Annotated in this window: 13 protein-coding genes and 1 pseudogene; 7 read left to right on the top strand and 7 right to left on the bottom strand. The window is 60.7% G+C overall.

Annotated elements, in window-relative coordinates; genetic code table 11:
* Nucleotides 1–88: 88 nt before the first annotated feature.
* Entirely contained in the window at nucleotides 89–5,317 is a 5,229-nt protein-coding gene (locus ACTJJ7_RS18240; RefSeq protein ID WP_440968396.1) for a kinesin, read from the bottom strand.
* Between the two features lie 301 nt (nucleotides 5,318–5,618).
* Between ACTJJ7_RS18240 and ACTJJ7_RS18235 the strand changes: the two genes are divergently transcribed.
* From ACTJJ7_RS18235 to ACTJJ7_RS18225, 3 genes are all read left to right on the top strand, one after another.
* Entirely contained in the window at nucleotides 5,619–5,993 is a 375-nt protein-coding gene (locus ACTJJ7_RS18235; protein ID WP_245420961.1) for an Hpt domain-containing protein, read from the top strand.
* 252 nt (nucleotides 5,994–6,245) lie between these two features.
* On the top strand, nucleotides 6,246–6,566 hold the full coding sequence (locus ACTJJ7_RS18230) for a 2Fe-2S iron-sulfur cluster-binding protein (RefSeq protein ID WP_105733090.1): 321 nt from the start codon (nucleotides 6,246–6,248) through the stop codon (nucleotides 6,564–6,566).
* Between the two features lie 100 nt (nucleotides 6,567–6,666).
* Nucleotides 6,667–7,692 carry an NAD(P)/FAD-dependent oxidoreductase gene (locus ACTJJ7_RS18225; RefSeq protein WP_440968395.1) on the top strand — a complete coding sequence of 342 codons (1,026 nt, stop codon included), beginning with the start codon at nucleotides 6,667–6,669 and terminating at the stop codon, nucleotides 7,690–7,692.
* Nucleotides 7,693–7,731: 39 nt separating this feature from the next.
* Here the strand turns inward: ACTJJ7_RS18225 and ACTJJ7_RS18220 are convergent, their stop codons facing one another.
* Nucleotides 7,732–8,352: a DUF922 domain-containing Zn-dependent protease gene (locus ACTJJ7_RS18220; RefSeq protein WP_105732412.1), complete on the bottom strand. Its 621-nt coding sequence runs from the start codon at nucleotides 8,350–8,352 to the stop codon at nucleotides 7,732–7,734.
* 139 nt (nucleotides 8,353–8,491) lie between these two features.
* Between ACTJJ7_RS18220 and folP the strand changes: the two genes are divergently transcribed.
* Nucleotides 8,492–9,331 carry a dihydropteroate synthase gene (gene folP / locus ACTJJ7_RS18215; protein ID WP_440968394.1) on the top strand — a complete coding sequence of 280 codons (840 nt, stop codon included), beginning with the start codon at nucleotides 8,492–8,494 and terminating at the stop codon, nucleotides 9,329–9,331.
* Nucleotides 9,328–9,852: a 2-amino-4-hydroxy-6-hydroxymethyldihydropteridine diphosphokinase gene (gene folK / locus ACTJJ7_RS18210; protein WP_440968393.1), complete on the top strand. Its 525-nt coding sequence runs from the start codon at nucleotides 9,328–9,330 to the stop codon at nucleotides 9,850–9,852. Before folP ends, folK begins: the two co-directional genes overlap by 4 nt.
* Here the strand turns inward: folK and ACTJJ7_RS18205 are convergent, their stop codons facing one another.
* The 4 genes from ACTJJ7_RS18205 to ACTJJ7_RS18190 form a co-directional block, all read right to left on the bottom strand.
* Entirely contained in the window at nucleotides 9,853–10,395 is a 543-nt protein-coding gene (locus ACTJJ7_RS18205; RefSeq protein WP_105732415.1) for a hypothetical protein, read from the bottom strand.
* Nucleotides 10,396–10,501: 106 nt separating this feature from the next.
* The gene (locus tag ACTJJ7_RS18200; protein ID WP_440968392.1) at nucleotides 10,502–11,587 is read right to left on the bottom strand and encodes a YcjF family protein; all 1,086 of its coding nucleotides are present in this window, start codon (nucleotides 11,585–11,587) and stop codon (nucleotides 10,502–10,504) included.
* Nucleotides 11,584–13,047: a YcjX family protein gene (locus ACTJJ7_RS18195; protein ID WP_440968391.1), complete on the bottom strand. Its 1,464-nt coding sequence runs from the start codon at nucleotides 13,045–13,047 to the stop codon at nucleotides 11,584–11,586. Before ACTJJ7_RS18195 ends, ACTJJ7_RS18200 begins: the two co-directional genes overlap by 4 nt.
* Before the next feature lie 101 nt (nucleotides 13,048–13,148).
* Nucleotides 13,149–13,664 (bottom strand): SixA phosphatase family protein, encoded by a 516-nt coding sequence (locus ACTJJ7_RS18190; RefSeq protein WP_105732418.1) that lies wholly within the window; start codon nucleotides 13,662–13,664, stop codon nucleotides 13,149–13,151.
* 372 nt (nucleotides 13,665–14,036) lie between these two features.
* Between ACTJJ7_RS18190 and dksA the strand changes: the two genes are divergently transcribed.
* On the top strand, nucleotides 14,037–14,453 hold the full coding sequence (gene dksA, locus ACTJJ7_RS18185; protein ID WP_105732419.1) for an RNA polymerase-binding protein DksA: 417 nt from the start codon (nucleotides 14,037–14,039) through the stop codon (nucleotides 14,451–14,453).
* Between the two features lie 78 nt (nucleotides 14,454–14,531).
* Here the strand turns inward: dksA and ACTJJ7_RS18180 are convergent, their stop codons facing one another.
* Nucleotides 14,532–15,032 carry a hypothetical protein gene (locus tag ACTJJ7_RS18180; protein WP_440968390.1) on the bottom strand — a complete coding sequence of 167 codons (501 nt, stop codon included), beginning with the start codon at nucleotides 15,030–15,032 and terminating at the stop codon, nucleotides 14,532–14,534.
* Here ACTJJ7_RS18180 and ACTJJ7_RS18175 point away from each other — a divergent pair.
* Nucleotides 15,022–15,119: pseudogene (locus ACTJJ7_RS18175) on the top strand (30S ribosomal protein S6); the annotation flags it as partial. The gene ACTJJ7_RS18180 and the pseudogene ACTJJ7_RS18175 sit on opposite strands and share 11 nt — an antisense overlap.

Genomic DNA, 15,119 nt, shown 5'->3' with positions numbered 1-15,119 from the left:
TTGCTGCAGGCCTGTCTCCGGCGCTGATGCACCGTCAACAAAAAACGCGGCCCGAGGCCGCGTTTTTCAGTTCTGACAAGGCACCAGCTTAGCGCAGGCGGTTACTCGCATGGGCCAGCATGGTGTAGACCTTGCCGGTATCCGACGTCAGGTAATTCTGGGTCAGGACATTGTCGCGATCATTGCGGGCAACGTCTTCCAGCAGGCGTTCGAAGTCGTCCATGTAGCGGTCGACGGCACGGCGGAATTCGCTGTCTGCCTGATACTTGCGCTTGATCTCGTCAAATGTCTGCTGACCCTTCAGCGTGTAGAGACGGCGGGTGAACACATTGCGTTCGCCGGCGCGGTAGCGCTGCCACAGTTCAACCGAAGCCTCGTGGTCGATGGCACGGGTGATATCGACCGAAAGCGAGTTCAGCGATTCAACCACCTGACCGGGCGAGCGGGCCTCCGGCGCCTTGGCCTTGGGGGCGGCTGGAGTCTCGTCGCTGGATGCACGACGGAGCAGGTCGGAAACCCAGCCATTGCCCTGCTTGGGCTGTTCCGGGTTGCCGCGCACGTCGAGGCTGCCGCGCATGGCCGGAGCCGGAGCAGCGGGTGCCGCAGCAACGGCGCGTGGTGCTGCAACCGGTTCGCTGCGCTGCGGCTGCGGGGCCTGTGCAACGGCTGCTGCCGTACGGGCAGGAGCAGGGGCGCGGGCTGCCCGGGCTTCGCCGACGTCGGTCAGGCGTCCGGATTTCTGCACGATCTCAGACAGTTCCTTCAGCGCATTGATCTGCTCGGAGACAGCCTTGCGCATCTGCGCAGTCGACTGCTTGGCTTCTTCCGGCATGTCCATGACGCCGCGCTGCAGTTCCGAACGGGTCTCTTCGAGTTCCGCGCGGATGGCAGCCGAGGAGCGGCGGATTTCGTCCGTCGCATTGGCGAACTTCTGCGATGCCTGTTCGACAACTTCCGCGATGGAATTGCGGATCTGTTCGGTTGTCTGCGTGGCACGGCCTTCGGCCCGGTCAAAGGCGGAGGAGACGAGGGACTCGAACGACCGCATGGTCTTTTCGATGTTTTCGGATTTCTCCACCAGGCCGGTTGCCAGGTTCTGCAGGGCCGCCTGACGTTCATCGAAGGTCGAAGCAAGGTTCGACTGCGACGAGTTGATCAGTTCGGATGCAGCGCCCAGCATCTTGCCATGGTCGTCAAAACGCTTGGCGATGGAGGCAATGTCGACAAGTGTCGTGTTCGACAGCTGCGAGAGCTTGCCGATATTGCCGTCGATCAGGCGCGTGGAGGACTCGAAGGATTCGGCAGCGCGCGTCGCGTTTTCGGCAAAGGCGGTTGTCGTATCCAGCAGGCGGCCGTCGATGTCGCCAAGGTTCTTGGTGGCCATGTCGATCAGCTCGCCCAGCTTCGCATTGGAAGAGGAGAGGCGGTCGATCAGGTTGCTGACGTCGTCGGTGAGGCCCGCCTTGGCTTCCTGAACCGCGGTGATGGTTTCCGCGGTGCGGCTGGCGATGGCATTGATCAGGGCCGCATTTTCAACGCGCAGGCGTTCCGTCGCCGCCGTGGTGGCTTCGACGAGCTGCGAGGCGAGCGTACGCCCATTATCGGCAAGGCTCTCGACGAGCGGCTGCGCCGTGTTGTCGAGAATGCTGATGATCTCCTGCGAGCGGGCTGCCAGCACTTCGTTGAGTTCGCGGGTGCTTTCGGCCAGTTTGGAGGCGGTGGAATCCGTGGCCGCGGTGAAGCGGGCTTCCAGTGCTTCCAGATTGGCGGCAGCTTCCGTTGCCCGCTGACCAAGACGCTTTTCGGTTTCGGCCAGGCTTTCATTCATGCGCTGGCTGAATGCCTCGCCATGACCGTCGAGCGCTTCACCGGCCTTCTGCGCTTCACCGGTAAGGGTGGAAGCGGCCTCGGTGATCTTGTCGCGCAGGGTGCGGGCAACGACCGAGGCGCTCTGTTCAAGCGACTTGCGGACATTGTCGACACCCATGGCAAGGGCGCTCTGCATGGTGGTCGTGCGTTCGTCGATGGTACCGCCATGGGTTTCAAACGCCTTGGCGAGAACTTCGGCGCTGTCCTGCAGAACGGCCTGCAGGGCGACGGTGCGGTCGCTGATGGCACTTGCCTGACCGTCAAGGGTCTGGCCAAGCGTTGCATTGCCATGTTCCATCGCTGCCCGAATGCCGCTGATGCGGTCGTCGAGCACGCTGGCATGGGTGTTGAGGGTTTCGCCAATGCGGGCATCACTGTCGGCGAGGCTGGCTGCGATGGCCGCAGCTCGCTCGTCAATGGTGCTGACATGGGCGGCGAGCGTATCGCTGATGCCGGCATTGCTGTTGGCAAGCGTTGCCTGGATGGCTGCGGCGCGCTCGTCGAGCGTGTTGACATGCGAGGCAAGCGTGCTGCCGATCTTGGCTGTGCTGTTGGCAAGCGTCGATGTGATCGTCGCAGCCCGTTCATCAATCGCGCCGGCATGCGAGGCGAGTGTGTCACCGATATGCGCATTGCTGTTCGAAAGCGCCGCCGTGATCGCGGCTGCCCGTTCGTCAATCGCATTGACGTGCGAGGCAAGCGTATCGCCGAACTGGGCGTTGCTGTCGTTGAGCGTTGCCCGGATTCCGGCAGCGCGTTCGTCGATGGCCGTCACATGCGAGGTGAGCACATTGCCGATCTGGGCATTGCTGCTGTCGAGAACGGAGCGGATGCCGGCGGTGCGGTCGTCGATCACCGTTGCATGGTCGGCGAGGGTCCGGCCGATCTGCGCATGGGTGTTTTCAAGCGCTGCCTGGATGGCCGCCGTGCGTTCATCCAATGCCGAGGCATGGGAGGAAAGCGTGTTGCCGATGCGTGTATCGCTGTTGGAAAGCGCCTGTTCGATGCCGGCCGTGCGGTCCTCAATGGCGCTGGCATGGGACGCCAGAACATTGCTGATGCGCTCGTCACTGCTGGTCAGGGCACTTTCAATGCGGCTTGTGCGGCCATCAACGGATTCAATGAAGCCGCTGAGCGTGCCGTCGATGCGCGCACCGCTGTTGAGCAGCGTTGACTGGATTTCCGCGTTGCGGGCGTCGATAGCCTGGGTGTGGGCGGCCAGCGTGTCGCCAAGCTTGGCATCGCTGCCAGCCAGAGCCAGCTGGATGTCCTGATTGCGTTCATCGAGGCTCTTGGCATGATGGTCCAGAGTCTGGGCAATCTTGGCGTGCGTGTCGACAAAGGCGGCGCGCATACCGGATGTGCGGTCATCCATGATCTTGGCATGGGCTTCGAGTGTCTGGCCGATGCGGGCATCGCCAGCCAGGATAGCCGCCTCGACGCCGGCACTGCGGGCATCGATGCTGCGCACATGTTCGTCCAGGGTCTGGCGGATCTTCTCATCCGTATCGGAGAATGCGGCGTGCATGCCCGATGTACGGTCCTCGATGGCCTTGGCATGGGAATCGAGCGTCGCGCCGATGCGGGCATCATTGTCAGCCAATGCCACACGCAGACCGGAGGTGCGGTCATCGAGCGATGCGGCATGACCGTCAATGATCTGGCCAATGGCTGCCGTGCTCGTTTCAAGAACGGAGCGCAGGTTTGATGTATGATCGCCAAGCTGTCCGGCCTGATCGCGAATGATCGAGGCGGCCCGTTCCGTTTCGCCGGAAAGGGTTGCAGCGAGGGCTTCGCGGCTTTCGGCCAGCTTGTCGGCAAAGAGCGCCGTATTGGTGGACAGAAGGCTTCCGACCGATTCGGAAAGGCTCGACAGGTCGTTGCCGATCTTCGCCTTCGTCTCGTCGACGATGCCGTCAATCGAAGCGCGGCCGTCCGTGAAGGTCTTGGCGATGTCGCGGGTACGCTCGATCAACTGTTCATTGATCTGGCGGGCGCGGGCTTCAAGCGCCGAATTCAGGCGTTCGGTGCTGGCATCCAGCGACTGGGCGCGGGTTTCGAATTCAGCAAGCAGGGAACGGCCGCGCTCGTTGATTGTCGTGTCGAGCCCGGCGAGACGCGTATCGAATTCGCCGACCAGGGTCTGGGTGGCGTTGCCCAGCAGCGACAGCATGCTGTTGGTGCGGCCATCGAGCGTATCGGCCAGCTTCATCGTCACCGAATCGGTCTGTTCCGAGAGTGCTGCAATCCGCATTTCCAGAAGATTTGCAAAGGCTTCGCCCGACGTGGTGATCTTGGCCGAGATGTCGTCGGAGCGCGAGCCGATCGAGTCGGCGATGGTCTGGCCGCTCTGGGTCAGGCGATCGATGAGTGTATCGCCGGACTGGCTGATTGACATGGTCAAGTTGGTCGAGGCGCTGAGCAGGTTGTCACGCAGCGAATCGCCAGCCAGGGACAATTCATCCTTCAGCTGTTCATGCGCGCTGGAGATCGATGCGCGAACCCGTTCGGCATGGCCGATGACCGATTCGCGTTCGCCGCCGAGGCGGTCGACCAGCGTGCGGATGCGGTGTTCATTGTCCGTATAGACGCGTTCGAGCTGATTGACCTCGGTCTGAACAAGCGTTTCCAGTTCGACGGCACGGGCGAGGGTGCGTTCAACACCTTCGCTCATCGCGGCGACTTCACGGCGAACGGCCTGGCCCAGCGAGGCCACGCGGTCGGACGACAGCATTTCCGGCTCGGAAAGGCGCATGGCGGCTTCAGCCATGGAGCGGGCGGCATACTGCATTTCCTGCGCGCGGCGTACCATCAGGGCAAAGGCCCAGAACAGCATGACCGGAACGATGATCGCCACGGCGAGGGCAATCGCATAGGGCGCAGCGGCAAAATCGGCGAACGAGCGAATCGACCACAGGGACGAGCCGTAGAGTGCCTGACCAAGTGCAAGAACACCGGCGGCCCAGAGCACGCTGACAATGGCGGTGACCAGCCCGTAGGAGCGCGGCGCCTGGTTGGAAGCCGTCGAGCGGGCCGATTTGGTGTTCTGCAGCAAATCGTCATTTGCCGGCTTGAATGTCTGCGGCGGCACGGCGGGCGCCTTTGGCGGCGCGGGCGGTGCGGCGGGAATCGGGTTGGCAGCCTGAATCTGCGGCTTGGGTGCCGGCAGCGGAATCGTGTTCTCCGCGGCAAGGCTTTCCTTGATTTCCACGGGCTTTACGGGTTCCGGAACAACCGGCGCATTGTGCTTTTCTGCCGCCAGTTCCTGCGCTGCCTGGGAAATCTGCGCTTCGAGATCGTTGAAAGAGATCAGATCGTCATCGACTGGCGAAAGATCCATATCCATGCCGAGTGTCGACTCATCGAAATCAATTTCTAGAGCCTTTTCAAGAGCTTCACCAAGTTCGTCCTCGGCTTTCGCTACTTTGTTCTTCGGGGCTGTGGCCATGTTTACCTCGCAATATTGGGCAGTGACCACATGTGGAGTCGACCGCGCCATACTCTTTACGCCTTAAGTCTATCGTACTGGCACATGGATTGGAAAGAAACAATGGATTCGGGAAATGCTTAAAAGTTTAAACACAAGGTTAATTTTTTTGGCTCGAACCAAATTTTGCCGGAATGCCTGAATTAACCCTTCGTTCACCACATCCGGCCAATTCGGGGGGTAGCGGCCATGCTTTAACCCAGAATGCCCGGCATTTGATTAAACTTGCGCATTCATTCGAGTCTGAGTTCAGGAGAGTATCATGGCACTGCCACAACAAGCGTCAATGGCTTTTGCGCTGCCGGGCGGCGAAACGTCCAAACCATCGCGCAAACGGCCGATCGATCTTGTGCATCTTACCCGCGAGACATTCGGCAACCGCGCACTCGAGACCGAAATCCTCAGCCTGTTCTCCCGCCAGATTTCGGGAATCGTCAACCGGCTGAGCCAGGCCAATGCCGATGAACGGGTCCGTCTCGCCAAATCGCTCAAGGGTTCGGCGCGCGCCGTCGGTGCCTTCCGCGTCGCCGATCTGGCCGAATCGATCGAACGGTCGCCCGGCAACACGAAGCTGCTCAGCGAACTTCATCCCGAAATCGACGACGTGCGTGACTATATAGCGGCGATCACGCGCTAGTGGAACGAATTTGACATTCGCACCCCATTTGACATGACCCGCAACATGCGAATGTCAAATTCAAAGTTCCACTGGAATCTTATCGTTGCTAGTGGTCCCTTGATTCTGACATTTGCCTGAACGGCCTGTATCAAAGGGATGCAAATGTCAGAATCGGACCACTAGTCCCCGCTGGCTGCGTCAGGGAGTGCAATTGACTTCCCTGTCCAAATCCCTATCTCAGCGGTAACTTTTCTGCTTGGGGCTTTTTTCATGGCAAAGATCACGTTTGTCACTTTCGATGGCGTCCGGATGGATACGGAAGCCGAGAACGGCTCGACCGTGATGGAGAGCGCCATCCGCAATGCCGTGCCGGGCATCGACGCGGAATGCGGCGGTGCCTGTGCCTGCGCAACCTGCCATGTCTATGTCGATGATGCCTGGAAGGACGCGGCTGGCGAGCCGGAAGCCATGGAAGAAGACATGCTCGACTTCGCCTATGACGTGCGTCCGAGCTCGCGCCTGTCCTGCCAGATTCGCGTTTCCGATGAGCTGGACGGCCTTGTCGTCCATGTTCCGGAGCGCCAGGCGTAAGATTTAGCCTGATATTTTCTCACCGACCGATTAGAAATGCTCCATTCCAGACCGCTTGCCGGTGTGAAATAGTATATTGGTTTGTCATGAGGAATTATCGATGAGTGAAATAACCAAAACGGACGTCGTGATCATTGGCGCCGGGCCTGTCGGCCTCTTCGCCGTGTTCGAGCTCGGCCTCTACGATCTCAAATGCCATCTGATCGATATTCTCGACCGTCCCGGCGGCCAATGTGCGGAACTCTACCCGGAAAAGCCCATCTATGACATTCCGGCCTGGCCCGAAATCAGCGGGCAGGGGCTGACGGACAAGCTGATGGAGCAGATCAAGCCGTTCGCGCCGCAGTTTCATTTCAACCGCATGGTCACCCGGCTGGAACGCCAGCCCGATGGCCAGTTCCACGTGGAAACCGATGAAGGCGAGGTTTTCGAGACCAAGGTGGTGGTGATTGCCGCCGGTGGCGGCTCATTCCAGCCAAAACGTCCGCCGGTTCCCGGCATCGAAGCCTTCGAGGGCAAGAGCGTCTTTTATTCGGTGCGCCGCATGGAAGAATTCCGTGACGAAGACGTGCTGATTGTCGGGGGTGGTGATTCGGCCCTGGACTGGGCGCTGAACCTGCAGCCCATCGCCCGCAGTTTGACCGTGGTGCACCGCCGTGCCGAATTCCGCGCGGCGCCCGACAGCGTCAAGAAGATGTTCGAACTGGTCGAGCGCGGCAGCGTGCGTTTCGAGCTAGGACAGGTTTCCGGCCTGACGGGCGCGGACGGGCAGCTTTCCAGCGCCACGATCAAGGCGGCGGAGGGCGAGACCGAGATTCCAGTTACCCGCCTGCTGCCATTCTTCGGTTTGACCATGAAACTCGGCCCGATCGCCGATTGGGGGCTCAACCTGCATGAAAACCTCATACCGGTGAATGTCGAGACCTTCGAAACGTCACAGCCGGGGATTTTCGCCATTGGCGACATCAACTGGTATCCCGGCAAGCTCAAGCTGATCCTGTCCGGTTTCCACGAGGCGGCGCTGATGACCCAGGCGGCCAAGCGCATCATCAGCCCCGGCGAGCGGGTGGTGTTCCAGTATACGACCTCATCGACCAGCCTGCAGAAGAAGCTGGGCGTCGCTTGAACAATGAATGGGTGAACCGGCGCATCCGCGCCGGTCACACTATCCCTTTTTGTTCTCCATCTCGCGCTGGATGCGGAATATGAGCAGCCGTTCGAAGCGGCGCTCAAAATTCTTTCCCTCCACGCGGTCAAACTGAATCTGCGCGGCGTCCTGCTCTTTCATCAGCTTGACCATGAGCTTGGCCGCATCGGCTTTCATTTCCTCGCAATTGCTGCGCCAGGGCAGGGCTTTCATCGCCCGCTCCATCTCGAATGCGGCGGTGCGGGCAATGACGATATGGCTTTCCTCATGACGTTTGATATCGGCCGACAGCGTGTCCCAGATCAGGGCGAGATCGGGCTTGGCCGACGCGCGCTGTTTCCAGCGCGGCAGATGGACCCGGGCGTGAATGGTGATATTTGCCTCGACAACCCGGCAGCTCTTGCCGTCGGACCCGTATTTGACCTTGGTGTTGAACCGCATCTGCGTTGCGCCGGGATGGCGGGGACCAGTCTTGTGCAACTGCGGCCCGCGCCGGCTCAATTCGCGATCAAGATCGGCGGCCGTTCTGCCGTTCAGGGTGAAATACTCATAATTGCGCAGGACCACGGCCGCATTGGCGCTTTCGGTTGCGAGCAGACATGCGAGTGCGAGAGCCGCCGTTCTGACGATCGTTTTCATGGGGACTGATCCTTCATTTCGGCCAAAGCCTGCCTGCAGTACGAACACTCTAGCGCCAAAAACGTTGCGGATGAATTGACGCGGCGAGCGTTCTGTTCAAAAACAACGGCAGCATTCCGGCATTGAAAGGAGCATCCCTATGCAAAGAGAGTGGCGTCTGGCGCATGGGCGATCCCTGATCCTCGGACCGGAGGCCATCATCATGGGTGTCCTCAACGTCACGCCGGATTCGTTTTCCGATGGCGGCGTACATCTGGCGCCGGACAAGGCAATCGAGGGGGCGCGGGCGATGATCGCCGAGGGGGCTCACATCATCGATGTCGGCGGCGAGTCGACCCGGCCCGGCGCAACCCGGGTCGATGCCAGGACCGAACAGGCGCGGGTGCTTCCGGTGATTGAAGCCCTGGCCGGGCAAACCGATGTGCTCATTTCCGTCGATACCTATCGCGAGGAAACCGCGCGGCTCGCCGTTGCCGCCGGTGCGCATATCGTCAATGACGTCTGGGGTGTGCAGCGCGAACCGGCGATCGCCGATCTTGCGGCGCAGACCGGGGCCGGGCTTGTCATCATGCACACGGGCCGCGAGCGTGAGCGCGATCCCGATGTCATCGTCGATCAATTTGCTTTCCTCAACCGCTCACTGGAGATCGCCAGGCTGGCGGGCGTGGCGCGCGAGCAGATCGTGCTCGATCCGGGATTCGGCTTTGCCAAGGAAACCGAAGAAAACCTAGCCCTGATGCGCCGGTTCGCCGAGTTGCAGGCCTTTGGCTATCCTTTCCTGGCGGGCACCTCGCGCAAGCGGTTCCTCGGCGCGGTGACAGGGCGCGATGCGGATCAGCGCGATGTGGTCACGGCCGCAACATCGGCGATCCTGCGGCTGGCCGGCGCGGACGTGTTTCGCGTGCACGACATCGGGATGAACCGGGATGCGCTGGCCATTGCCGATGCCATGCTCGAAACCCGGGGTGCGAAGGCATGAGCCTCGTGCACAAAGCGTGGCTCGGGCTCGGCGGCAATATCGGCGATCCCGTGCAGTCGATGGCGGAGGCCCTGCAGGCTCTCGGCCGCCGCGATGATACGCAGGTCATTGCCGTTTCGCCGGTTTACCGGACGCCGCCCTGGGGCAAAACCGATCAGGCGTGGTTTCACAATGCCTGTGCGCAAGTCGAAACATCGCTCGAACCGGAAGCTTTGCTGGCGGCCACGCTGGATATCGAGCGACAGATGAAACGCGAGCGCATCGAACGCTGGGGACCGCGCATCATCGATATCGACCTTTTGGCCTATGAGGGCAGGGAGCGGTTTGAAAGCCAGACGCTGACATTGCCGCATCCGCGCATGACGGAGCGGGCCTTTGTGCTGGTGCCGCTCAGCGATATCGCACCGGACCTTTTGGTGAACGGAAAAAGCGTTGCCGGGTGGGCTGCCTTGTGTGACCGTTCCGGCATAGAAAAAGCCCGCGCGGAGGCGGGCTGGTGGCGCGAGAACCGGCCGGATTGATCAGTTCTTGGCGATGCTGCCGACGGCGGTGTTGTCCACGCGCTTCAGGGTCATGCCGACAACCGGAATCAGCGTATCTTCCAGCCGCACCGATATGGTGACGTTCAGCGTGTTGTCGCCGGTGAACTTGGCCAGCATTGCGCCGGTCAGCTGTTTGCGGGTGATATTGAGGACGACCCGGTCGCCGGCAACGCTGCCGCCAGTGATATCAAGACCCTTGCCAGCAGCACCGTCGAGGAATGTGCCCTTATAGGTGCCGCCATTGCGGGCAATGGTTGCCTTCATCGGCTGGTTGAAAATACCGACGCGGCAACTGCCGTCCAGTGTCATCCCTGCGGTTTCATCGGGGGTTGAGCCGTCAAGCGTGCAGGTGAACTTCGTACCCTTGTACTTGCCGGCCACAATCTCGCCGGGACCAACCCATTGGCCTTCGACGGTCTGAAAGAACTCGGCGTCCTTGTCTTTATCCTTGGCTTGTGCGGAAAACGCGAAGAGCGCGCAGGCGAACAAAGATATGGTAGCGGCAGCTGCGCGTGTTTTCATTCGGATTACTCAACACAAATCATTGAAATGACGATGACCGATCATCGGTTGGAATGGTTAACGGATGGTTGCCATTCCTGCCGAAATTGCAACCCTGTCCACAGGATTATTCTTTTTTCCCGCCGCCGATACGGGCAAGATCCCCAATAAAATCGCTGATGCCCGGCCGTTTTTCCGCATTGAAGGGAAATGGGCGAACCAGATCCATCGCGGAAATACCGATGCGCGCGGTCATCAGGCCGTTGATGACGCCTTCGCCCAGACGCGCCGAGAGTTTTGCCGCGAGCCCATGGCCGACAAGCTGCTGGACGATGCTGTCGCCCATGGCGACGGTGCCGGTGACGGCGAGATGGGCGATCACATTGCGGGTCAGTTTGAGGAAGCCCAATGTGCCGGGCCGCCCGCCATAAAGCTCCGACAGGCGGCGGATCAGCCGGGCCGACTCGAAAATCACGTAGCCGATATCGACAAGGGCACGCGGACTGACGGCGGTGACGACCGAAACGCGCTTTGCAGCGGCAAGGATGAGCTCGCGCGCCTGCCGGTCGAGTGGGCGCAGCAATTCGGTTTCGGTCAGGCGGATGAGATCGCGCCCGTCGATCACGTCGTCGCGCAGATCATGCAGCAGGGCACGGCCCTTGGCGGTCGCCGGCATGGTCTCGGCGATGGTGACGAGCCTCGCCACGGCCGCCTTGGCCTGCCGCGCATCATTGTCGGCCACTGCCTTGGCCGCTGCATCGCGCAGCGATTGCACCGATGTGAGGCGGCGCAGGGCGAGAGTTTCACGTATGATAATGGCCAGAAGCGAGAGAGCGGCAACGATGCCGACGGCGAGTGCCACCCAGCCAAGCCAGGGCGCACGCTCGAACAGGGTGCGGATGAGATTGTCGGCCCATAGTCCGATGGCGAGCGACACCAGTACGCCGAGGGCGCCGGTCAGCACGGACGCAAAGGAGAAGCGCTTTTTGCGCGGTTGAGCGGGCGGCGGGGTCAAGGCGTCGAGTTCGCCTGCCGTTGAAGCATCAAGGTCGAACACATCAACCGGTGCCGGTGTGATCACCGCGGCATCCCTGATTGCCGTGGGCCTGCGGGATTCGGCAGATTTGCGCGCCGTTTCCGCCCCGGCGCGCACGGCTGTCTCGGGCGGGGTCATGCGGAAGGCTGCGGGTTTGCGTGGGTTGCTGTCGGTCATGCGAGGCGGTCTCCGATCAGGAACTGAAGCGCGCGGTCAAGCCGGATATGCGGCAGCGAGAGTGTAAACCCTTCCGCGGTCTTTTCGAGTGCGGGCGGGCGGAAGCGGACGAAGCGAATGGCCGGATCCTCAGAAACCGATTCCGGGCCTTCAAAAATTGAATCCGGTTTTGCCGGCAAGTCCCCGGGAAATATGGCTGTTTCGGTCTTGCCGTCGAAGCGTTCGCCATCGATCGTTTCGCCCTTGAGCGGCGTTCCGACGATCACGGGCAGGACTTCCTTGCCCTGGGTGACGGTTGCCTCGCGCGTGGTGCGCACCGCCGCCATGGCCAGCACGTCCACGTTTGCGCCGGAAAAATCGGCGCGGCTCACCGCGCGATCCACCAGGCGGCGGACGATGGCCTGCAGCCGGTCATGACTTTCATGGTGCAGGTGATCGGCCTTGGTGGCGGCAATCAGGATGCGGCTGATGCGCCGCTGGACGAGGCCGGTGAGGAAATTGGTGCTGCCGGGACGAAAGCAGGAGAGGATTTCCGTCAGGGCGCGCTCAAGATCGGCAATGGCGGACGGTCCGGCATTCATCGCCTGCATGGCGTCGACCAGCACGATCTGCCGGTCGAGCCGGGCGATGTGCTCGCGGAAAAACGGTTTGACCACGTGGGTCTTGTAGGCCTCGTAGCGGCGCTCCATCATGGCGGCCAGCGAGCCGGGGCGGAATTTGCCGGATGTGAGATTGGGCAGGGGCGCGAAGGTGAGGGCGGGCGAGCCGTCGAGGTCGCCGGGCATGAGAAAACGGCCCGGCGGCAGGGTCGAGAGCGCCCGTTCATCCGCCTTGCCGGCCCTGAGATAGCCGGTGAAAATCCGGGCGAGCCGCTGCGCCGTGACCTCATCGGCCTGCACATCGGCATCAATGCCATCGGCCGCGGCAAGCCATTCGCCAGCCAGCTCGCGGCGGCTCTCGAGGCGCGCCAGCTCGAAGGAATCGCTGGAGAATTCGGCATAGGATTTGTTGAGGAGCGGCAGGTCGAGCAGCCATTCGCCGGGATAGTCGACAATATCGAGGGAAAGCTTGCCGCCGGAAAACATGCGGTTCCACATGGACGCGGATTCGTACTCGATGGTCAGCCGCAGCTCCGAAATGGCCCGGGTGGAATCCGGCCAGATGCGTTCCTCGATGAGTGCCTTGAGGTGATCCTCATACTGGAAACGCGGCACGGCATCGTCCGGCTGTTCCTCCAGATAGGCCTTGGCGATGCGGCCTGATTTCTGCGCCTCGAACATCGGCAGTCTGCCGCCATGGATGAGGTTGTGCACCAGCGCGGTGATGAAAACGGTTTTGCCTGCCCGGGAAAGGCCGGTCACCCCGAGCCTGAGCGAGGGCGAGACCAGTCCTGCAGTACGATCCGCCAGGGTATCGAGGGCGATCTTTGCTTCGTCCGTCAGTGTTGTCAGTGTTCCCAAGTCAATCGTCCTGCGCTTTCGCCCCGTTCACGGCCTGAATCAAGCCGGATATTGGCCCGGATATAGGGGTGACACGTCTAATGACAAGAAGTTGGCTTTTTTCAGAGATGCTCGGAAGGCGACAGGAACGTGCTCAGCGTCCCGGTTCCATGGCGGATTTCCGCCAGAGGGCCGGCAAAATCAATGACGGCGAGCCCGGCGGTGGGAAAACCGGCTGCAAAGGTGGGGTGAGCGGGCGGGTCGCCGCGCCCGGCGAGGGCAATGGCCACATCCTCCATCATCGGGTTGTGGCCGACCAGCATGACAGAATGGGCATTTTCATGCTCAAGACCCGCCATGCGGATGGCCGTGAGATAGTTGTCGGCGCTGCCGGAATAGAGTTTTTCCAGATCTTCCTGAATGAAGGGAGGCTGCAGGGCGATATGCTCCAGCGTTTGGCGCGCCCGAACCGCTGTCGAACAGAGGATGATGTCCGGCCGCAGCCCGAACCGCTTCATCTCCTCGCCCAGAACGGTTGCCGATTGAATCCCGGCGGAATCCAATGTCCGGTCAAAGTCTTTCTGCCCCGGAGATGGCCAGACTGCTTTGGCATGGCGGAGTAAATAGACCTGGCTCATATCTAAACTCCACGGTGTATTGGTTCTTTCAGGACACAATGAATGGATAAACCTCTGCAGCAAATGACGCAATTCTCAAATAATTGTGCAAAACCGGCCTGTCCGATTTATGAGCGGCCTGCATTTCTGTGAGGCATTGGATAAACAGCCTCCGTGGGGACGGGCGGCCAAAACTGAAATTTTGCCGCTTTTTGGGCTGGAATATCGCATTTTGTGGAATGCAGGCCGGTATTTGACGGATTGTTTGCCGATTATTTAAGCAAAATCGCTTTGTTCGAATCCCTGAATGGCCTGTCGTTTTGCAGTTGTGCGGCTTTGTGACACGACCTATATAGGCCTCCTCGCGTCTCTTAGGTGCAGGGTGATTCAAAGATGAATAAACTTATCGATCTTGACTATAAGCCCACGGATGACGAGCCTTTCATGAGTGATCGGCAGAAATCCTATTTTCGTGAAAAACTAATCAACTGGAAGAACGACATTCTGCGGGAGGCGCGTGAAACGCTTGAAGTCCTGCAGCAGGAGAATGCGAACCTGCCAGATATCGCTGATCGTGCATCGTCGGAAACGGACCGTGCGATCGAGTTGCGTGCGCGTGACCGGCAGCGCAAGCTGATTTCAAAGATCGATGCAGCCTTGCAGCGCATCGATGACGGAACATACGGGTTTTGCGAGGAGACCGGTGATCCGATCAGCTTGAAGCGTCTGGACGCACGGCCGATTGCTACACTTTCCATCGAAGCGCAGGAACGTCACGAGCGCCGCGAGAAAGTCTATAAGGACGATTGATGCGATCTTGATGAAACCAATAAAAAGCCCGGATCAATAATCCGGGCTTTTTTGTTTGAGGGTGCATTGACCGCGGGGTCAGCGTTTCTCCGGCTTTGAAAGATCGCCGAGCAGGCGCTCCATTTCATCCTCGATGCTGCCGGCCTCCTTGCGCACTTCCTTATCGGGCGTGATGTGGAGTTCGCCTTCCAGATCGGTTTCGAAAGCATCGCCGAAATCAAGATCCGCCAGATTGATCTCCGCTTCGGCTGGCTTGGCTGGCCCGAGTATGTCCAGAGAGGATTCTTCGTGAGCGGGTTTTAGGCCTTCACTCTGTACGGCGAACGGGAACGCCGCTGCCGTCGTGGTTCTGGTTTCCACGGGCGCCCTGGTTTCAGGGCGCGGGTCCTCGAAGTGGGGCAGGGCGTCTATGTGCGGTTCACTGCGCTGGGTCGAGCCAAAGGAGGGAGAGGCTGTCCGCTGCCAGCCATTGTCGCGGTGCGGCGCATCGAGATTGGGTGCCTCGGCCTGCGGCTGCGCAGCGGCGGGCGGCGTGGCAACGGCATCGGGCGTGCTGGTAATCGGCGGGATGGGTGCCATGGGCGGAATGGCGCTTGTAGAACAGTACAAGGGTATCATCGAGGCCAATGGCGGCAAAGTCGGGCGTATTGAAAGCTGGGGCCTGCG

This window comes from Phyllobacterium sp. 22229 (assembly GCF_052056495.1).
Classification (GTDB): Bacteria; Pseudomonadota; Alphaproteobacteria; order Rhizobiales; family Rhizobiaceae; genus Phyllobacterium; species Phyllobacterium myrsinacearum.
Note: the sequence above shows the minus strand (reverse complement) of the source record. Positions and strands in the feature narration are given on the sequence as shown.